The organism is Phytobacter massiliensis JC163 (genome assembly GCF_000321045.1).
Lineage (GTDB): Bacteria > Pseudomonadota > Gammaproteobacteria > Enterobacterales > Enterobacteriaceae > Phytobacter_A > Phytobacter_A massiliensis.
In genome coordinates, this window is sequence record NZ_HE578946.1 from 179,011 (window position 1) to 198,830 (window position 19,820).

The following is a 19,820-nucleotide window of genomic DNA, read 5'->3' on the forward strand; positions in this document are numbered from 1 at the left end:
TTAACTATTTTCGGGCGCGTGCGCAGCGCCCGTTTCGCTAGCCGAATCGCACATCACGCCCGTGCGGCTCGTCCAGATCCTGCCACGGACCCACAGAGATGATGCCTGTGGGGTTGATGGTTTTATGGCTGCGATAGTAGTGGTTACGGATATGGGCGAAATCCACCGTCTCCGCGATCCCTGGGATCTGATAAATATCGCGCAGGAAACCGTGCAGGTTGAGATAGTCGCCGATCCGGTGCCTGTCGCACTTGAAGTGGGTAACATAGACCGGATCGAAGCGGATAAGCGTTGTCCACAGGCGGATATCCGCCTCGGTAAGCTGATCGCCGGTTAAATAGCGGTGCTGCCCGAGGATCTGCTCCAGGCGAGAGAGCGATTCAAACACCTTTTCAACCGCTTCGTCATAAGCCTCCTGGCTGGTGGCGAAACCGGCCTTATAGACGCCGTTATTCACAGTGTCATAGATCCAGCCGTTCAGTTCATCGATCTGCGAACGCAGCGCCTGCGGATAGTAATCGCCAGCGCGCGCGCCCTGCGCATCGAACGCCGTGTTCAGCATGCGGATGATGTCAGCGGATTCGTTGCTGACAATGGTGTGATTTTTCTTGTCCCACAGTACCGGTACGGTCACTCGCCCGCTGTAGTGCGGATCGGCATGCAGATAGAGCTGGTAAAGAAACTCGTGCTGGTAGAGCCTGTCGCCGGTGGCGGCAGGGAAGTCGTCAGCAAAGGTCCAGCCATTCTCAAACATCAGCGGGTTCACCACCGACACCGGGAGCAGGTTTTCAAGGCCTTTGAGCTTGCGCATGATTAAGGTACGGTGCGCCCAGGGGCAGGCGAGGGAGACATAGAGATGGTAACGGTCTTTTTCTGCCGCAAAGCCGCCTTCGCCGGAGGGGCCAGCTGAACCGTCAGCGGTCAGCCAGTTGCGAAATGCGGAGGTAGAGCGCTGGAACCGCCCGCCGGTGGATTTGGTGTCGTACCAGGTGTCATGCCAGACGCCGTCGATAAGTTGTCCCACGTTGCATTCTCCTTCAGAGGGCAAAAGCGAGGAGCACTCTCCTCGCCTCATCAGTATAGAAGGCTTACCACTTTTTATTGAGCAGACGGTCAATGCTGAACGCGCCCGGCCCGGTGATGCCCAGCAGCAGGAAGCCACCGGCGATAGTCAGGTTTTTCATAAACATCAGCGAGTTCACCCCTTCCGCAAAGTTGCTGTGGAAGATAAATGCGGTCAGCAGCGTAAAGCCTGCGGTAAAGAGTGCCGTGGTGCGGGTCAGGAAGCCAAACAGAATGGCCAGGCCGCCGCCAAACTCCAGCAGGATAACCAGCGGCAGCATAAAGCCGGGAACGCCCATCGCTTCCATATACTGCTGGGTGCCTGCGTAGCCGCTGATTTTGCCCCAGCCCGCGGTGATAAACAGAATCGGCATCAAAATACGCGCTGCCAGAACACCAACATCTTCTAATTTTTTCATCTTTCTCTCCAGGGAACCATATTGTCTTTTTTTGTTAAAAGCGCTGCTATGACGGGCGTCTGCCGCATGCATGCTGTCGATGGAGAGGATATTAAACGCGGCGAGAGCGGATTGTTAGCCAGAAAAACAGTCTGTCTTCTTCAAAGATTCTGAGGAAGTAAATAGGGTGGGAGAAGGCAGAAAATAATAGCCCCGGCAACGCAAGGCGGCCGGGGCTAAGAGGAGAGGTGTACGGCGGAATATTAACCGCGCAGGTGCTGCTCGCGAATTGTGGATTTCACCAGCCGCCAGACGCTCCATACCCCCAGACCGCGCTTACCCCAGCGGATAAGCACATTGGGGTTTTTAATCGTCCATAGCGCCATAACGCTGCTGCCAACCAGCGCCCATGAACGCAGGCTAAGGAACGTGTTCCAGCCGCGGTCGTAAGCGCCGGTCGCTTCCAGCCAGTCACGGCGAGTGGCGGTAAGATCCAGGCGTTGTTGCTGAATATCGCTAAGCAGTTGGGCTTTACGCTTTAAGCGCTCCGCTTTACTACTCATGCTTATCCTCCTCCAGCAGCGCACGATCGTTTGCCAGTTCATGACGCGTGTGGCGAAGAATGGTTGAGGAACGGGCTTTGCGTAGCGTCCAGATACCGCCTATTAACGCCAGCACCAGGAGCACCACCGTAGTGGCGATCATGACGTTAAGTCGGTATTGCGCATCGACGGCCCAGATGATTAATACCATCAGGCTCATCAGACCGAAAGCGGCAAACAGCATGGTTAAGCCTACCATCAGCAGTAACTGAAAGAGATTCGCTTTCTCTTCTTCCAGTTCAACCATTGCAAGGCGCAACCGCGTTTCTACCATTTCTACCACGATAGAAACCATGCGCTGCCCGATTCCGATTACGCTTTTGCCCGGTCCCTGTGCGTATCTTGAATCCGCCATTAGCCGCGACGCGTCAGCAGGACGCCCAGTACAACGCCGACTGCGGCGCCGATACCCACGCTGGCCCATGGGTTTGCACGAACATATTCATCGGTTTTTGCTGCCGCTTCACGAGTCTGACGGGCGATAATGTCGCCGGTTTCACCCAGACGCTGGCGGCTCTCCTGCAGCGCGTACTCAGCTTTAGCACGCAGTTTACTCATCTCTTCTTTCGATTTTTCGCCGGACGTACTCAGTACTTCCTCAAGGGTATCTGCCAGGGATTTCAACTCAGCGCGCAGATAGTCTGTGTTTGCCTCTTTAGCCATAATTCTCTCCAGTGAGTGAGTGTTAACTTCCATTAAACTAATAGTCACGCGCCTCCAGCGCCTTGAGTTCGTCCTCGGCCTCTTTCAGCTTGTGTTCGCGTTTACTGATTTTATCCGCATCGCCTTTCGCTTTTGCCTCGGCTAACTCGTGGCGACGTTCGGCGATCTCTTCTCGCTGCTCAGCGATTTTATGCTGATGATTCGCGCGTAGCTCGCTGTCAGAACAGTTAGCGCGCACTTCACGCAGCGCCTTATTCAGGCCATCGATCCGGCTCTGATTATGGTGCTTTTCGGCATAGCTGATTTCACGTTGAATCTCCTGCTCCTTTTCCTGACAGAGGGATGCGGCCTGTGAGGCCGCGCTCAACGAGAAAAAGGTAAGCGCCAGTGCGATGCGGTATTTCATAATTGAAACCTTCCGTTGTTGGCTGGCGTTAACTGTTAGCGCCAGCATCCAGTGACATAACATGGACTCCGGTTCCCTTTACACAAGCATAGATGGTGAAAAGCTAAAGCACCAAAGTAAGTGAAAAGATTCAGAATCCAGGAAATTCACCCAAGGCGATGGGTTGTTCCCCGCAGGCGATTAAGCCAGGCGGCGGTCTGGCTGTCATCGTCCTGTTGGGCGATGATATAGCCGTGGGGCAGGGATTTATCCAGCACCGCTTTCGCGGCGGCGCTTTGCGCGCTGGATTCAAACTTAATCAGCAGCGTGTCGTTAAGCGGCGTGATGCTTTTGAAATGAATGCCGTTTGCGTCGAGATGGTGCCAGATGGAGAACCCATCCGGCACGCTAACGTTCTGGGCGATAGGGCGGATCGCCAGCGTAGACTCACGGTTTTGCAGCGTTACCCAGCCGAAAAAAAGCGAACAAAACAGCGCCACGGCGGCGACGCTGGTGACGAGTCGGCGTAAAAAAGGACGTTGCGATTCCATGTCTTAACCCCGGTTTCCGTATTTTTTCTTCCATAGCATTACCAGTGAGCCCACCAGCCCAATGACCAGCAGAACCACGGGTAGCAGCATCAGACACGACATCAGCGCATCTTCATATTTGCGAAACACCGGCGTAATGCCCAGCAAATAGCCCAGCGTCGTTAAAATCAGTACCCACAGCAGCCCGCTCATCCAGTTGAAGAACTGGAACCGCGCGTTGTTCAGACCGGAGAGCCCGGCAATGGTCGGCAACAGCGTACGGACAAAGGCGATAAACCGGCCCATCAGCAGGGCGGAAAGGCCGTGCTTGTGGAAAAGGTGGTGCGCCCGTTGATGGTAGTGGGCGGGCAGATGGGAGAGCCAGTTCTGCACAATGCGGGTATTACCAAGCCACCTTCCCTGTATATAGCTGAGCCAGCAGCCGAGGCTGGCCGCCGCCGTGAGCAGCAGGATCGTTTGCGGGTAGCCCATCGCGCCCTTGGAAATCAGCACGCCTACCAGAATCAGTAAACTGTCGCCGGGCAGGAACGCCGCAGGAAGAAGGCCATTCTCAAGAAATAAAATGACAAACAATACAAAGTAGAGCATGCCGATCATGGACGGGTTGGCCAGGGTTTCGAAATCCTGGCTCCACAAGGCATGCAGCAATTGGCTTAAAAGTTCCATTCACTATTCCTGGTACATCGGTTTACGGCACGTCAGTTACGGTCAAACAGCACGGCGAATTTAATTATCATGACATTATGGTCGCTCGTGGCACATCCTGCTGCCTGACAGACATAACAACGCGGTGAGCAAGCACTAACTCACGAAGTGGCAAAATTACGTCTAATTGTAACAAATGCCCTTCTTTTGCGTCAGAGAAATTACGCGATATCAGAAAATGATTTTGCTTTGCGGAGGGTAGGGAGGCGAGGGTATTTACAAACGCTGACACTCTATACTTTTTGCTTACCCAAAAACGTCAGGCGCAGAGGGAATGCGCGCCTGACGATAAAAGCTGTTATTTTGCGCCGCTTGCCGCTGTATCCAGGTGAACGACCGGGTTTTCAGCAAACAGATAGCGGTCGGCATTGAACTCGAAATCATCGCTGGTTTCGTTAAACAGCATCTGCTTGGTATTTTCCAGATGCTGCCACATTGCCAGTTTGGCGCCATGCGGGTCTTTGCGAATCAACGCTTTAAGGATTTGGTCATGATCGTCGCACCAGTTGTCCACCGTGCGTAAATCAATGTGATCATGCAGTTTTTTCCAGTACGGGTTGTGAACGCGCTGAGTCCACATTTTTTCAACAATTGCCGCCAGCGCGCTATTTTGTGTCGCCAGCGCCACCTGAACGTGGAACTGCAGGTCCCATTCGGAGTCGCGGAAGCACTTCTCTTTGCGCGCCTTCTCCTGGATTTCCATCAGCTTCATGATGTCCTGCTTGGTCACCTGCGTTGCGGCGAACTCGGCGATGTTGCTTTCAATAAGCTGACGGGCCTGCAACAGCTCAAACGGACCGTAGTTGGCGAACTCAAGGTTCTCATCCGGCGCCTGGGTATGGCGTGGCTGATTGGCGATAACATGGATACCCGAACCTTTACGGACTTCAACGTAGCCTTCAACTTCAAGCATGATGATGGCTTCGCGAACCACGGTACGGCTAACGCTTTTTTCGTCGGCAATAAAACGTTCAGCAGGAAGTTTGTCGCCGACAAGATAGACGCCTTGCTCGATGCGGCTTTTCAGCTCAGCGGCAAGCTGCTGGTACAAACGGCGTGATTCGGAGATTTCCATATATGCTCCAGGTGAGGTAAGGCAATAATAGATTTGTTATACCACTTTTACACCCTTCTCACCACAACAGGGAATGAAAAAGCCGCCCGGTTTTAGCGGGCGGCCTGGGGGGAGAGCAGGATAATCAACGCATTAACTAACTTTGCGTGGCGGGCCCGCCTACCGATTTTTCTTTCTCCAGTTCGCTGATCGGTTTGCTTTTCAGCACCGTCCAGATAACTAGTGCGCCCATCAGGTCAAACAGCGCCAGAACTGCGAACAGCGGGCTAAAGCCGATAGTGTCGGCCAGCGCACCGACCACCAGAGCAAACATGGTGCTCGCGGTCCATGCCGCCATCCCGGTCAGACCGTTGGCGGTCGCCACTTCGTTACGTCCAAATACGTCAGAGGAGAGGGTAATCAGCGCGCCAGAGAGAGACTGGTGAGCGAAGCCGCCAACGCACAGCAGCGCAATGGCAATATACGGGCTGGTGAACAGGCCGATCATCCCTGGGCCAATCATCAGCAGCGCGCCCATGGTGACAACCATTTTACGGGACACGATCAGGTTAACGCCAAACCAGCGCTGGAACAGCGGCGGCAGGTAACCCCCCACGATACAGCCCAGGTCAGCGAACAGCATCGGCATCCAGGCGAACATGGCGATCTCTTTCAGGTTAAAGCCGTAAACCTTAAACATGAACAGCGGGATCCAGGCGTTGAACGTACCCCAGGCCGGTTCTGCCAGGAAACGCGGCAGAGCGATACCCCAGAACTGACGGGTGCGGACGATCTGCCACGGCGTCATTTTCTTCGCGTTATTGGTCTGATGCTGAGACTCCTGACCGCTAATAATGTAGTCGCGCTCTTCGTCGGTGAGTTTTTTCTGATCGCGCGGGTTTTTATAGAACACCAGCCACATCATCGCCCAGGCGAAGCTCAGTACGCCGGAGATAATGAAGGCCATCTCCCAGCTGTGCATCACGATGGCCCAGACCACCAGCGGCGGCGCAATCATTGCACCAATAGAAGAGCCGACGTTAAAGTAGCCTACCGCGATAGAACGCTCTTTCGCCGGGAACCACTCGGAGCTGGCTTTCAGACCCGCCGGAATCATTGCCGCTTCGGCAGCGCCTACTGCGCCACGCGCCAGCGCCAGACCGCCCCAGCTACCCGCCAGCGCAGTCGCGCCGCAGAAAATAGCCCAAGTGATGGCGAAGAAAGCATAGCCGATTTTGGTGCCCAGAATGTCCAGCACATAGCCGGCGACGGGCTGCATAATGGTATAAGCCGCGGAATAGGCCGCAATAATATAGGAGTACTGCTGGGTGGAAATATGCAGCTCTTCCATCAGGGTGGGCGCGGCCGCCGCCACGGTGTTACGCGTCAGGTAACCCAGCACGGTGCCCAGGGTCACCAGCGCTATCATATACCAACGTAAGCCTTTAATTTTACGCATGTAAACCTCATCGTCATGTTAATTCCGCTTGCGCGGTCACCAGCCGGTTGCGAACGGCGGTGAAAACGGGAGGACGTCACCGGCGCTTTCCCGGTACGACCCGAACCTTGCTATTGGGTGTGCTTAATTCGGTATCCTTACCGTCAAGGCCGATGAATAGTTATCGGCAATGCATTCCGTCGGCTTATGTATTCGACGGCAGCAAGATAACTTGTCATACAACTTTAAAAGGTGAGTGACATCACAAAAGTGTTTTTCTTTGTGTGGTCTTTAACTTTCCCGCACCAGGCCAGACGCGGCGCGGGTTGGGCCGCGATCCGCCGGGGGTTTTTGTAAAAATTTGTCATCGTTTATTGATCTAACTCACGAAAAACTCTTCGGCTACTAGAAATTGGTGTGATAACTTTGCAGCATAAAAGGTAAGCATCAGACGCACTCGTTGAGAGGAAGACGATAATGACCCCGTTTATGACCGAAGATTTCCTGTTAGATACTGAATTTGCGCGCCGCCTGTACCACGACTACGCGAAAGATCAGCCGATTTTTGATTTCCACTGCCACCTGCCTCCGCAGCAGATTGCAGATAACTACCGTTTTAAAAATCTGTATGACATCTGGCTGAAAGGCGACCACTACAAATGGCGTGCGATGCGCACCAACGGCGTGCCGGAGCGCCTGTGTACTGGCGATGCGAGCGATCGTGAGAAGTTTGACGCGTGGGCAGCAACCGTACCGCACACCATTGGCAACCCGTTATACCACTGGACGCATCTGGAGCTTCGCCGCCCATTTGGTATTACAGGTAAGCTGCTTTCGCCTGCAACAGCGGACGAAATCTGGGATCGCGGCAATGAATTGCTGGCTCAGGATAGTTTTACTGCGCGCGGAATCATGCAGCAGATGAATGTAAAAATGGTCGGCACCACTGACGATCCGATCGATTCGCTGGAACACCATGCCGCCGTAGCGAAAGATACCGACTTCACCATTAAAGTGCTGCCGAGCTGGCGTCCCGATAAAGCGTTCAATATCGAACTGGCGACCTTCAACGACTATATGGCGAAGCTGGGCGAAGTGTCTGATACCGACATCCGCCGTTTTGCCGACCTGCAAACCGCCCTGACCAAACGTCTGGATCACTTTGCCGCCCACGGCTGTAAAGTGTCTGACCACGCGCTGGACGTGGTGCTGTTTGCCGAAGCGAGCGAAGCGGAACTGGACAGCATTCTGGCGCGTCGCCTGGCGGGTGAAACCCTGAGCGAGCATGAAGTGGCGCAGTTTAAAACCGCGGTGCTGGTCTTCCTCGGTGCGGAATATGCCCGTCGCGAATGGGTACAGCAGTACCACATTGGCGCGCTGCGTAATAACAACCTGCGCCAGTTCAAACTGCTGGGGCCGGACGTCGGCTTTGACTCCATTAACGACCGTCCGCTGGCCGAAGAGCTGTCGAAACTGCTGAGCAAGCAGAACGAAGAGAACCTGCTGCCGAAAACCATCCTTTACTGCCTGAACCCGCGCGATAACGAAGTGCTGGGCACCATGATCGGTAACTTCCAGGGCGAAGGAATGCCGGGCAAAATGCAGTTCGGCTCCGGCTGGTGGTTTAACGATCAGAAAGACGGTATGGAACGTCAGATGACCCAGCTGGCGCAGCTCGGCCTGCTGAGCCGCTTTGTGGGCATGCTGACCGACAGCCGCAGTTTCCTTTCTTATACCCGTCATGAATATTTCCGCCGCATTCTGTGCCAGATGATTGGCCGCTGGGTGGAAGCGGGCGAAGCGCCAGCGGATATTCAACTGCTGGGCGAGATGGTGAAAAACATCTGCTTTAACAATGCGCGTGACTACTTCGCGATTGAACTGAACTAAGGCCGTTTGAGGTTGATATGCAATACATCAAGATCCACTCGCTGGATAACGTCGCGGTAGCGCTGGCGGATCTCGCGCAAGGCACGGAAGTCGTTGTTGACGGTCAGGAAATACGGCTTCCCCAGGCGGTATCCCGCGGGCATAAATTTGCTCTGCAGGCCATCGCCACAGGGGAAAATGTCATCAAGTACGGCCTGCCGATTGGGCATGCAACAACGGATATCGCCGCAGGCGAACATATCCATTCCCACAATGCGCGCACCAATCTGAGCGATCTGGATGAGTATAGCTATCAACCCGATCTTATTGATGAAAGCGCGCCGGCGGGAGATCGCGATGTTGAGATCTATCGCCGGGCGAACGGCGAGGTGGGCATCCGCAATGAGCTGTGGATCCTGCCGACGGTGGGCTGCGTCAACGGCATTGCCCGCCAGATCCAGACCCGCTTTCTGAAAGAGACCCATAACGCCGAAGATATTGATGGTGTGCATCTGTTCAGCCATACCTATGGCTGCTCACAGCTTGGCGACGATCACATCAACACCCGCACCATGCTGCAAAACATGGTGCGCCACCCGAACGCGGGCGCGGTGCTGGTGATTGGTCTCGGCTGCGAAAATAACCAGGTCGACGCCTTCCGTGAAACGCTAGGCGAGTACGATCCCGCACGCGTCCACTTTATGGTCTGCCAACACCAGGACGACGAAGTGGAAGCGGGCGTGGAGCAGCTGTACGAACTGTACGAAGCGATGCGCCATGACAAACGCGAGCCGGGTAAACTGAGCGAGCTGAAATTCGGCCTGGAGTGCGGCGGCTCAGATGGCCTGTCCGGCATCACCGCAAACCCGATGCTGGGCCGCTTCTCTGACTTTGTTATCAGCAACGGTGGCACCACCGTGCTGACCGAAGTGCCGGAAATGTTCGGCGCAGAGCGGATCCTGATGAGCCACTGTCGTGACGAAGAGACGTTTGAAAAGACCGTCACCATGGTGAACGACTTCAAACAGTACTTTATTGCGCACAATCAGCCGATTTATGAAAACCCATCGCCGGGCAATAAGGCAGGCGGTATCACCACCCTGGAAGAGAAGTCGCTGGGCTGCACGCAAAAAGCGGGCGCCAGCCAGGTGGTTGATGTTCTGCGCTACGGTGAACGTCTTCAGCGCCACGGCCTTAACCTGCTGAGCGCGCCGGGCAACGACGCCGTCGCCACCAGCGCGCTGGCCGGCGCGGGCTGCCACATGGTGCTGTTCAGCACTGGTCGCGGTACGCCTTACGGCGGGTTTGTGCCGACGGTGAAAATTGCCACCAACAGTGAACTGGCGGCGAAGAAAAAGCACTGGATCGACTTCGACGCCGGCCAGCTTATTCACGGCAAAACCATGCCGCAACTGCTAAGCGAGTTTGTTGATGTGATTGTTGAATTCGCTAACGGCAAGCAGACCTGCAACGAGCGTAACGAGTTCCGGGAACTGGCGATTTTCAAAAGCGGCGTCACCCTGTAATAAGATTGCCTTTGTCGCACAGCAGGCGCGGTAGAGGGTAGTAAAACGAAGAAAGTAGTGGCGTTTCAGAAACGGCGTTTCATAATATGAAGCGCCGTTTGTTTTTTCTCCTCACAAGGATCTTTCATGTCCGCGTATTGGCTTGCCCAGGGCGTCGGCGTTATCGCCTTTCTTATCGGTATAACCACCTTTTTTAACCGCGATGAACGCCGCTTCAGGCTGCAGCTTGCTATCTACAGCGCCACCATTGGCGTGCACTTTTTTCTGATGGGGGCATGGCCTGCGGGGATGAGCGCTGAGCTTAATACGCTGCGCACGCTTGTCTCGATGCGCACCCGTAACCTCTGGGTAATGATTGTTTTTATCGTGCTGACGCTGGTGCTTGGGCTGGCGAAACTGCAGCATGGCATGGAGCTGCTGCCGATTGCCGGTACGCTGGCCAGCACCTGGGCGCTGTTTCGCTGTAAGGGCTTAACGGTACGCTGCGTGATGTGGTGTGCGACGGCATGCTGGGTGATACATAACTTCTGGCTGGGATCGATCGGCGGCACGCTAATTGAAGGCAGTTTTCTGGTCATGAACGGCCTGAATATTATTCGCTTCCGGCGGATGCAAAAACGCGGTATCGACCCGTTTAAAGTCGAAACCGCGATGCAAAAAGAGACCCCCTCCGCCCGTTGACGGAGGAGGGCGGATTAATTACGCAGGGCGTTTTTCGCCAGTCGCTCTTCTTCGGCCATGCAGGCCGCGGCGGTGAACAGCGCGTCGGTGGAGGAGTTAAGCGCCGTTTCGCAGGAGTCCTGCAGAACGCCGATGATGAAACCAACGGCGACAACCTGCATGGCGATTTCATTCGGGATGCCGAACATATTGCAGGCCAGCGGGATCAGCAGCAGCGAGCCGCCCGCCACACCGGATGCGCCGCAGGCGCAAAGCGAGGCGACCACGCTCAGCAGCAGCGCAGTCGGCAGGTCGACCCCAACGTTCAGGGTGTGTACCGCCGCCAGCGTCAGCACGGTGATGGTAATAGCCGCGCCCGCCATATTGATGGTCGCTCCCAGCGGGATGGATACTGAATAGGTGTCGCGGTCCAGCTTAAGCTTCTCGCACAGGGCCATATTGACCGGAATGTTCGCCGCCGAACTGCGGGTGAAAAAGGCATACACGCCGCTTTCGCGCAGGCAGGTCAGCACCAGCGGATAAGGATTACGGCGGATTTGCCAGAATACCAGCAGCGGGTTAACAACCAGCGCGACCAGCAGCATGCAGCCTACCAGCACCACCAGCAGTTGCGCATAGCCCCACAGGGTGTCGAAACCGGTGGTGGCAAGCGTAGAGGCAACCAGGCCAAAGATACCTACCGGCGCAAAGCGGATAACCGCTTTCACAATAAAGGTCACGGCAGCCGCAAGGTCGTTGACCAGATTTTTGGTGGTGTCATTGCCGTGGCGCAGCGCAAAGCCCAGCCCGACGGCCCATACCAGAATGCCGATGTAGTTGGCGTTCAGCAGCGCGTCTATGGGGTTGGAAACCATGTTCAACAGCAGCCCACGCAGTACTTCGACAATGCCGGACGGCGGAGTGATATCTCCTGCGGCGCTGGCAAGATGGAGCGAGGAAGGGAACAGGAAGCTAAAAACAACAGCGACCAGCGCAGCGGAGAACGTGCCGATCAGATAGAGCACCAGAATCGGGCGAATGGTGGTTTTCTGCCCGTGCTGGTGGTTCGCAATAGAGGCCATCACCAGCATTAGCACCAGTACAGGGGCTACCGCTTTCAGCGCACCGACAAAAAGGGTACCCAGCAGGCCAACTGCAATCGCCGCGGGTTTTGATATCCAGGCCAGCAAAATGCCCAATACCAGCCCGATAAGTATTTGTTTAACAAGGCTGCCCTGAGCGATACGTTGCCACAAGCCAGCCGAACGATGCGTCGTCATTCCTGAATCCTTACGTGAAATTGTGTCCATCCGGCAGGCGTTATATGTCGCCTTTATGTCCGGATGTAAATAGATGTTTGCAAGAGGGAGTATAAGGAAAGTATGACGATGGGGAAGAGTAAAATGCTGGATTTTACGTAGTGCGTCATGTTTTATAACTTTATTTTTACAATGGAGTGGTGGGATTCACGCAGTTGCGCCGGTTTTCCCCGGATGCGGCGTTGCCTTATCCGGGCTACCGCAAAGATTCGTAGCCCGGGTAAGCGTCAGCGCACCCGGGAATTCCCGGATGCGGCGTTGCCTTATCCGGGCTACCTAAAGATTCGCCCGGGCAAGCGTCAGCGCACCCGGGACATCCGCCTGTTTATTCAGCCAGCCTGCGTTTATCGTTGCGGTGGTTAACCCACGCGTTGATAAGCAAGGTGGTGACCAGAATACCGCCCACTACGCCGAGGGAGATGGCAATCGGGATATGGTAGAAATCGACAATCAGCATCTTGATGCCAATGAATACCAGAATCACCGACAGCCCGTATTTCAGCATTGTGAAACGCTCCGCGACGCCCGCCAGCAGGAAGTACATTGCGCGCAGGCCCAGGATAGCGAACAGGTTAGACGTCAGCACAATAAACGGGTCGGTAGTGACGGCAAAGATGGCCGGAATGCTGTCCACCGCGAAGATCACATCGCTCAGCTCAACCAGAATCAGCACCAGCAGCAGCGGCGTGGCGAACAGCAGCCCGTTCTTGCGCACAAAAAAGTGCTCGTTTTCGATTTTATCCGTCATGCGCAGATGGCTACGCAGCCAGCGCACCAGCGGTTTATCGCCAATTCCACCTTCGTCTTCTTTCGCCAGCGCCATCTTGATACCGGTGAACAGCAGGAACGCGCCAAATACATACAGCAGCCATTCAAACTGCGAAATCAGCCAGCTACCGGCGAAAATCATGATGGTACGCAGGACAATGGCCCCCAGCACGCCATAGACCAGCACGCGGCGTTGCAGCGCGGGCGGTACGGAGAAGTAGCTAAACAGCATCAGCCAGACAAAGACGTTATCCACCGCCAGCGCTTTTTCAATAAGGTAGCCGGTAAGGAACGCCAGCGCCTGAGGGTCCGCTACCGCGCGGCCTTCGTTTTGCGCCAGATACCACCAGAAGGCGGCATTAAACAGCAGGGAAAGGGTCACCCAGACCAGTGACCAGACGGCCGCCTGCTTCATGGTCATCGAGTGCGCGCCGCGACGCCCCTGAAGCAGAAGGTCGATAGCCAGCATGATGACGACAATAACAGCGAAGCCGCCCCACAGCAGTGGAGTACCAACAGTATTCATAGTGAGATTCCTTACAGCAAAAACAAAAACGGCCAACGTCGAAAGACGCCAGCCGCTTGCTTTAGATGCAATGGGTCCTCGCCTTTCGGCAAGGTCTCACTTACGTCAGGTTATGACGCCCGGTAACCGGATGCTGTTCCACGCCCTTCAGACCGTAGTCTGAAATCAACGGGCGGGAGCATCGTAATGACGATCCACCGGCAATGAAGTTACTCCCCTTTGCTGGTAACAAAATATGACAGGATATTCATCCCGTCAATGCGATGTAACATACCTTTTACATAGCTTTACGCCGGCAACTCTACCCCCGCTTCGTCAGCGGGGAAAACGACCCCGGTCTGACGGCGGATCTCCGTTGCCAGCTTGGCGGTTGTGCGGCTAACCGCCAGCCCGGCATGATTGACTTCGTTTTGCTCCAGCAGGCTTGCGAACGTCTCTGCTTCATAGAGCATAGTGTTAATGTGCTGGGGCTGGGTCAGATCCTGCGCTTTTCCGCCGCGTGGCACGAAGGAGAGCTTCTGGCATTCGGAGATTTTTTCAATTACCAGCGAACCCTCTTCCCCCTGGATTTCACTCGGCAGTACCGAATCGCTCACTTTAGAGTGCTGCAGGGTAACGCTGAAATCGCCGTAATCCAGCACCACCAGACCGTGGGCATCCACGCCGCTTTCCAGCAGGCTGGCGCTGGCCTGTACTCCCTTAGGCTCGCCCCATAACGCCACCGCGGATGCCAGGCAATAGAAGCCGATATCCATAATGGAGCCGTTAGAGAAGGCGGGATTAAAGGTGTTGGGGTTTTCGCCGTCCAGGTAACGCTGGTAGCGCGACGAGTACTGGCAATAGTTGAGAAACACTTTGCGCAGCTTGCCGACTTTGGTCAGGGACTGTTTCAGCAGGATAAAATTAGGCAGGCTGGCCGTCTTAAACGCCTCGAAAAGCACCACCTGGTGCTCCCTGGCGCAGGCGATAGCCTCTTCAACTTCGCGCAGGTTAGAGGCCAGCGGCTTTTCACAGATCACATGTTTTTTATGGCTGAGAAAGAGCCGGGTCTGCGGAAAATGGAGTGAGTTCGGGCTGGCAATATAAACCGCGTCAATTTCATCGCTCCCGGCCATCGCGTCCAGCGAGGTAAAGAGATGCTCGACAGGGTAATCTTTTGAGAACGCCTGCGCCTGTTCCAGGCTGCGGGAGTAAACGGCGGTAAGTTTATATTTGCCCGTTTCATGGGCGGCATCGACAAACTGACGGGTGATCCAGTTCGTACCAATGACAGCGAAACGTATCATTAAGCGGCTTCCTTTAGCTGAGCACTGCCCGGCAATGTAACACGATGCGCCGACGTGAAAAAAGCATCGATGGCGTAATGTGGAAGCCGCCGCCCAAATCAGCCGTTTCGGCGGCGAACGTGCAGCGCGGCAATGCGATCGGGTACGTAAAGTACTTCTTCGCCTGCCGCTGGCAGGCAAGGGGATCAGACGGCGTACCGTCCCGGACGGTGGTTCATCGCAATAATCGAATTGAGGATCACCGCACCGGCGATAGAGACCGCCAGCATCGGCAGGCTCACCACGAACAGCGATGCCGTCACGATACAGGCATCTACTACCATCTGGAATTTACCGGCGCGAATACCGCTCTTATCCTGCAGATAGAGCGCCAGAATATTCACCCCGCCGAGGCTCGCCTTATGGCGAAACAGCACCACGAAGCCAATGCCCACCACAATATTGCCAAACAGCGTGGCGTAATAAGGATTGAGCTGGTCGAAATGTACAAAACGGCCATGGAGGTCAGAAAACACCGAGACCAGCGCCACCGCGCAGAAGGTTTTCAGGGTGAACGGCATGCCCATGCGCCGCACGGAGAGCCAGTAAAAGGGCAGGTTGATGGTGAAGAACGCCACGCCAAAGGGGAGGTGGGTGGCGTAATGGATCAAAAAGGCCATGCCCGCCGTACCGCCGGTAAGCGCGCCCGCCTGGCGAAAAAGGATCACGCCGAAGGAGATCATCAGCGTACCAAAAAGAATTGCCAGCGCATCTTCCAGCCAGGTATGCGCCAGTTTGTTGGGGGTAAGAACATTATCCATAAGTCAGCGTGATGATATCGTTAGAAAACATAAGCGATACTTTGCAAAAATCGCACCACCTTGCCTGTTTTATTCATACCTGCCTGCAATAAAGGACCTGCCATAACGCAAGCGCTTGATATTACAGCGTGTGGAAAATGCGTGTTTCGTGCATGAAAGGGAAGATTGGCGGGTGAGGCGTGCAGATTGATGGGGGAAAATGCATGGTTCGGCCGATTAGTGCACCGTAATGGGGCGTTACGCCCCAATTCAGGGCAATGACTCTGCGCCAGGCATCAGCCTGCCGTTCTCTTTTATTCTGTTGAGTACCACCGAGGTTTTCAGGTGCGCTACCCCGCTGTTTTGCGCCAGAATGTGGCTGATAAGGTGGCTTAAGCCCGCCAAATCCGCTACCGCGACTTTCAGCAGGTAATCGGCATCCCCCGTGGTTTTCCAGGCATCCTGAATAGCCTCTACTTCACTGAGCATCCGGTGGAAGCTGGCAACGCACGCCGGCGTGTGGTTCAGCAGGCGCACCTCGATTAACCCCAGCACCTCTCTGCCCACCGCATCCGGCGCGAGCCGCGCATGATAGCCAAGAATCAGCTGCGCCTGCTCCAGCGCTATCCGGCGACGGGAGCACTGGGAAGCAGACAAACCAATCAGCTCGCTCAGCTCCTGGTTGGTCAGGCGGCCGTTGGCCTGTAGCAGCGTGAGTATTTTCAGGTCGAAATCATCAATATTAACCATGGTGCCCGCAACGATGACAGAGTGTGGCAAACAGACTAACAGCTTTTGGGGCGGCGGGTAGGGGTTCTCGACCTTCATATCCTCAGTGTGCCAAACCCGGCATGTTTAATCATCCGCGGTTTCGTTTACGCCCACTTTTTATTGTTGTATAACGGAAATGATTACTACAGAAACTATCTAATAATAAAAGTGAACGGCAGAAACAAAGGGTCAAGTCATGTCAGACGAGCGCATTTCCGAGAAAGTTAAAAACGTACAATCCTCTGCAATCAGGGAATTATTAAAGCACAGCAAAATGGAAGGGGTGATTTCATTAGGTGGCGGAATACCTAATCCGGATTTATTCGATCGCGAAGGTCTGCAAATCGCAATGGACAAGGTGCTGTCCGTTGCGTGGAAAGAGGCGTTCCAGTATGGCCTGAGCGAAGGGAGCCCGGAACTGCGTGAGGCGATTTGTCAGCTTTCAGCACAGCGTATGATTAGCTGCAATCCTGATGAGGTGGTGATTACTTCCGGTTCGCAACAGTCTCTGGATATGGTTGCGCGCGTGCTGATTAACCCCGGTGATACGGTGGTCGTTGAAAGGCCAACCTACCTCGCCGCATTACAGGTTCTGCAACTTGCCGAAGCGAAGCTGGAATCTGTCGGCACCGATGGCGAGGGAATGAACGTTGACGAACTCGAAGCGCTGGTTAAAAGCAAAACCGTCAAAGCGGTCTATATCGTTCCCACGTTTGGCAACCCTGGCGGGGTAACGCTTTCCGAGTCACGCCGTAAACAGCTTGTTGAATTATCGAAGCGCTATAACTTCGTGATTATTGAAGACGATCCCTACAGCGAAATTAATTTCGGTGATAAACAATTCAAGCCGTTAACCGCGTGGGCAAAAGAGATGGATAACAGCGAGAATGTTATTTACACCTCGACCTTCTCAAAGATTCTGACCCCAGGTGCGCGCGTAGGCTGGGTGATTGCCCCGGAATGGATTAAAAGACAGCTGGTCACGTTAAAGCAGGCGACGGATTTACACACCAGCTCGCTCTCACAGGCGCTGACGCATCAATATCTGGCAACCGGGCGTCTGGCTGGGCAAATAAAGCTGATCCGCGAATCCTATAAGCAAAAGTGCGACACCCTCTGCGAACAGCTTGAAACGCAGATGGGCGAGCATTTGACGTTCCACCGTCCGATGGGGGGGATGTTCTTATGGGCAACCTTTAAAGATGGCAGGAACACCACCGAATGGCTGAAAGCGACCCTCGCCAACGGCGTCGTCTATGTTCCCGGCGAGTTCTTCTATGCGAATAATCCGGACCGCTCTACCTTGCGCATGTCTTACGTTACGGCGAGCGATGAAAACCTTAAAGAGGCGGTAGCTCGCCTGAAGGCCTCGCTGTAGCCCGCTAAAAAAAGCCATGTATCCCGGCCGGGATACATGGTGAGTAATGGGTTTTTATTCCCGCCATCAACAAATCGCATTTGCCCGAGTCGCGGCAGCAATAAAACCAACCATCAAATGCTTCGAGAATACCTTTACATCAAGCTGTAAAAGCATGAGTGCATCCTGGTATTAATTATTCGGCGCGTCTAATGCAAAAAATGCATCGTATGATTCAAAAACTATAACCAGCCTTCGTCTTTACAGATAAGCCACAGGCGCATATCAAACTCCAACTGATGGTAGTGCGGCTCCATATGGCAGCAGAGCTGGTAAAAGGCTTTGTTGTGGTCTTTCTCTTTCAGATGCGCCAGTTCATGCACCACAATCATGCGCAAAAAGGCTTCCGGCGCCTGGCGGAACACGGTGGCAACGCGAATTTCCGCTTTCGCTTTCAGCTTGCCGCCCTGCACGCGGGAAACGGCGGTATGCAGACCGAGCGCGTTTTTCAGCACGTGGATTTTGTTGTCGTAAGCCACTTTATTAATGGGCGGCGCATTGCGTAAATACTGGTTTTTAAAATCCTGCGTGTACTGATACAGCGCCTTGTCGGTGGTGATGCCGTGGGTGTCCGGGTAGCGTTTCGAAATGACCTCGCCCAGCCGATTTTGCGCAATCAGCGTTTCTACCTGCTCCAGCAGAGATTCAGGATAGCCCTGTAAATAAGTGAGCGTTGTCATGAAATGGGGTTTACTTCTCCGGATAATTAAGCGATAAAACGCGCGAATTCTAGCATCCCGGAGGGTCGATGGGCCAGGTTGAGTTAAGCGGACAGTCATTTGCGTTAGAGCGTTTTCCCCCTAATGCTGAGGAAGCGTCATTACAGGCATGGGACGCGGCGGATGAGTATCTGCTGCAGCAAATAAACGATGCCGTGGGCACGACGCTCATTTTTAACGATAGCTTCGGCGCGCTGGCCTGCGCGCTGGCGGAAGCGCGCCCGGTCAGCATTAATGACTCTTTTATCTCCGAGCAGGCCACCCGGCACAACCTGCGTCTGAACGGCATGGATGAAGACGCGGTAACCTTCCTGGACAGCCTCAGCGAGCTGCCCGCCGCGCCGGCGCGCGTGCTGATTAAGATCCCCAAACAGCTTGCCCTGCTGGAGCAACAGCTGCACGCGCTGCGCCGCGTGGTCACCCCGGACACGCAAATTATCGCCGGGGCGAAAGCGCGGGATATTCACAACTCCACTATGGCGCTGTTTGAAAAAATCCTCGGGCCGACCACCACGACTCTGGCCTGGAAAAAGGCGCGCCTGATCCACTGTACGTTTACCGCCCCTGCGGTATCCGATGCGCCAGAGACCTTTAACTGGAAGCTGGACGGCACCGACTGGACTATTCATAACCACGCGAATGTCTTCTCCCGCAGCGGGCTGGACATTGGCGCGCGTCTCTTTTTGCAGCACTTGCCGAAGGATGTGGAAGGGGAGATGGCCGACCTCGGCTGCGGTAACGGCGTGATCGGTCTTAAGCTGCTGGCGCAGAATCCGCAGGCGCGCGTCTTTTTCACCGACGAGTCCCATATGGCAGTAGCCTCCAGCCGGTTAAACGTGGAGCGCAATATGCCCGACGCGCTGGCGCGCAGCGAGTTTATGGTCAATAACGGGCTGGCGGGCATGGAGCCGGACCGTTTTGACGCCGTGCTGTGCAATCCGCCGTTTCATCAGCAGAGCGCCATTACTGACCATATTGCCTGGCAGATGTTCCATGATGCCCGCCGCAGCCTGAAATACGGCGGCGAGCTGATTGTGGTCGGCAACCGTCACCTGGACTATTTCCGCAAGCTGAAGAAGATCTTCGGCAACTGCAGCAATGTGGCATCAAACGGTAAGTTTGCGGTGTTAAAAGCGGTGAAAACGCGCAGACAGCGGTAAGTGTGTTGCCCGCATGCGGCGAAACGCCTTATCCGGGCTACGGTTCGGGTAGCCCGGATAAGCGTAGCGCATCCGGGACCCTCACCCCATCAAATCGCCAGCGCCAGCGTTGTCCCCTGAGCTATTGCCCGGCGGGCGTCCAGCTCCAGCGCCACATCGCAG

The 19,820-nt window shown here is 54.9% G+C and carries 21 protein-coding genes; 5 read left to right on the forward strand and 16 right to left on the reverse strand.

Annotation, left to right across the window (positions count from 1 at the left end; translation table 11 throughout):
* Positions 1–37: 37 nt before the first annotated feature.
* The 10 genes from ENTHG_RS11300 to ENTHG_RS11345 form a co-directional block, all read right to left on the reverse strand.
* A complete protein-coding gene (locus tag ENTHG_RS11300; RefSeq protein ID WP_044179741.1) occupies positions 38–1,024 on the reverse strand; it encodes a glutathione S-transferase family protein in 987 nt (328 codons plus the stop codon).
* Positions 1,025–1,088: 64 nt separating this feature from the next.
* Positions 1,089–1,481 carry a DoxX family protein gene (locus ENTHG_RS11305; RefSeq protein WP_044179743.1) on the reverse strand — a complete coding sequence of 131 codons (393 nt, stop codon included), beginning with the start codon at positions 1,479–1,481 and terminating at the stop codon, positions 1,089–1,091.
* Positions 1,482–1,723: 242 nt separating this feature from the next.
* Positions 1,724–2,023 carry a YqjK-like family protein gene (locus ENTHG_RS11310; RefSeq protein WP_044179745.1) on the reverse strand — a complete coding sequence of 100 codons (300 nt, stop codon included), beginning with the start codon at positions 2,021–2,023 and terminating at the stop codon, positions 1,724–1,726.
* Positions 2,016–2,417 carry a phage holin family protein gene (locus ENTHG_RS11315; RefSeq protein ID WP_044179747.1) on the reverse strand — a complete coding sequence of 134 codons (402 nt, stop codon included), beginning with the start codon at positions 2,415–2,417 and terminating at the stop codon, positions 2,016–2,018. The genes ENTHG_RS11310 and ENTHG_RS11315 overlap by 8 nt, the downstream gene beginning before the upstream one ends.
* Complete coding sequence (locus tag ENTHG_RS11320; protein ID WP_044179749.1) at positions 2,417–2,725, reverse strand: ElaB/YgaM/YqjD family protein; 309 nt, start codon at positions 2,723–2,725, stop codon at positions 2,417–2,419. The genes ENTHG_RS11315 and ENTHG_RS11320 overlap by 1 nt, the downstream gene beginning before the upstream one ends.
* 37 nt (positions 2,726–2,762) lie before the next feature.
* A complete protein-coding gene (locus ENTHG_RS11325) occupies positions 2,763–3,131 on the reverse strand; it encodes a DUF1090 domain-containing protein (protein ID WP_044179751.1) in 369 nt (122 codons plus the stop codon).
* Positions 3,132–3,277: 146 nt separating this feature from the next.
* Positions 3,278–3,661, reverse strand: coding sequence for an EnvZ/OmpR regulon moderator MzrA (gene mzrA / locus ENTHG_RS11330; RefSeq protein WP_044179753.1), 384 nt, complete (start codon positions 3,659–3,661; stop codon positions 3,278–3,280).
* A gap of 3 nt (positions 3,662–3,664) precedes the next feature.
* On the reverse strand, positions 3,665–4,327 hold the full coding sequence (gene yqjA, locus ENTHG_RS11335) for a DedA family general envelope maintenance protein YqjA (protein ID WP_044179755.1): 663 nt from the start codon (positions 4,325–4,327) through the stop codon (positions 3,665–3,667).
* A 337-nt stretch (positions 4,328–4,664) separates the two neighbouring features.
* Positions 4,665–5,441, reverse strand: a complete 777-nt coding sequence (gene exuR / locus ENTHG_RS11340) for a transcriptional regulator ExuR (RefSeq protein WP_044179757.1) — start codon at positions 5,439–5,441, stop codon at positions 4,665–4,667.
* Between the two features lie 136 nt (positions 5,442–5,577).
* Complete coding sequence (locus tag ENTHG_RS11345) at positions 5,578–6,879, reverse strand: MFS transporter (RefSeq protein ID WP_044179760.1); 1,302 nt, start codon at positions 6,877–6,879, stop codon at positions 5,578–5,580.
* Positions 6,880–7,335: 456 nt separating this feature from the next.
* Between ENTHG_RS11345 and uxaC the strand changes: the two genes are divergently transcribed.
* The 3 genes from uxaC (at position 7,336) to ENTHG_RS11360 (ending at position 10,934) form a co-directional block, all read left to right on the forward strand.
* The gene (gene uxaC / locus ENTHG_RS11350) at positions 7,336–8,748 is read left to right on the forward strand and encodes a glucuronate isomerase (protein ID WP_044179762.1); all 1,413 of its coding nucleotides are present in this window, start codon (positions 7,336–7,338) and stop codon (positions 8,746–8,748) included.
* A 17-nt stretch (positions 8,749–8,765) separates the two neighbouring features.
* Positions 8,766–10,253, forward strand: a complete 1,488-nt coding sequence (locus tag ENTHG_RS11355) for a UxaA family hydrolase (protein WP_044179764.1) — start codon at positions 8,766–8,768, stop codon at positions 10,251–10,253.
* Positions 10,254–10,379: 126 nt separating this feature from the next.
* A complete protein-coding gene (locus ENTHG_RS11360; RefSeq protein ID WP_044179766.1) occupies positions 10,380–10,934 on the forward strand; it encodes a YgjV family protein in 555 nt (184 codons plus the stop codon).
* Positions 10,935–10,948: 14 nt separating this feature from the next.
* On the opposite strand, the gene sstT is transcribed toward ENTHG_RS11360, so the two are convergent.
* From sstT to ENTHG_RS11385, 5 genes are all read right to left on the reverse strand, one after another.
* Positions 10,949–12,193, reverse strand: coding sequence for a serine/threonine transporter SstT (gene sstT / locus ENTHG_RS11365; protein ID WP_044179768.1), 1,245 nt, complete (start codon positions 12,191–12,193; stop codon positions 10,949–10,951).
* A gap of 364 nt (positions 12,194–12,557) precedes the next feature.
* Positions 12,558–13,526 (reverse strand): TerC family protein, encoded by a 969-nt coding sequence (locus ENTHG_RS11370; RefSeq protein ID WP_044179769.1) that lies wholly within the window; start codon positions 13,524–13,526, stop codon positions 12,558–12,560.
* Positions 13,527–13,813: 287 nt separating this feature from the next.
* Positions 13,814–14,812: a Gfo/Idh/MocA family protein gene (locus ENTHG_RS11375; protein WP_044179772.1), complete on the reverse strand. Its 999-nt coding sequence runs from the start codon at positions 14,810–14,812 to the stop codon at positions 13,814–13,816.
* A gap of 185 nt (positions 14,813–14,997) precedes the next feature.
* Entirely contained in the window at positions 14,998–15,612 is a 615-nt protein-coding gene (locus ENTHG_RS11380) for a YitT family protein (protein ID WP_044179774.1), read from the reverse strand.
* A gap of 249 nt (positions 15,613–15,861) precedes the next feature.
* Entirely contained in the window at positions 15,862–16,341 is a 480-nt protein-coding gene (locus ENTHG_RS11385) for an Lrp/AsnC family transcriptional regulator (RefSeq protein WP_044180675.1), read from the reverse strand.
* Positions 16,342–16,558: 217 nt separating this feature from the next.
* Here ENTHG_RS11385 and ENTHG_RS11390 point away from each other — a divergent pair, with 217 nt between their 5' ends.
* Complete coding sequence (locus ENTHG_RS11390; protein ID WP_044179776.1) at positions 16,559–17,740, forward strand: aminotransferase-like domain-containing protein; 1,182 nt, start codon at positions 16,559–16,561, stop codon at positions 17,738–17,740.
* A 221-nt stretch (positions 17,741–17,961) separates the two neighbouring features.
* Here ENTHG_RS11390 and ENTHG_RS11395 read toward each other — a convergent pair whose 3' ends face one another.
* Entirely contained in the window at positions 17,962–18,459 is a 498-nt protein-coding gene (locus ENTHG_RS11395) for a M48 metallopeptidase family protein (protein WP_044179778.1), read from the reverse strand.
* 68 nt (positions 18,460–18,527) lie between these two features.
* Between ENTHG_RS11395 and rlmG the strand changes: the two genes are divergently transcribed.
* On the forward strand, positions 18,528–19,658 hold the full coding sequence (gene rlmG, locus ENTHG_RS11400; RefSeq protein WP_044179780.1) for a 23S rRNA (guanine(1835)-N(2))-methyltransferase RlmG: 1,131 nt from the start codon (positions 18,528–18,530) through the stop codon (positions 19,656–19,658).
* The last annotated feature ends 162 nt before the right edge of the window (positions 19,659–19,820 follow it).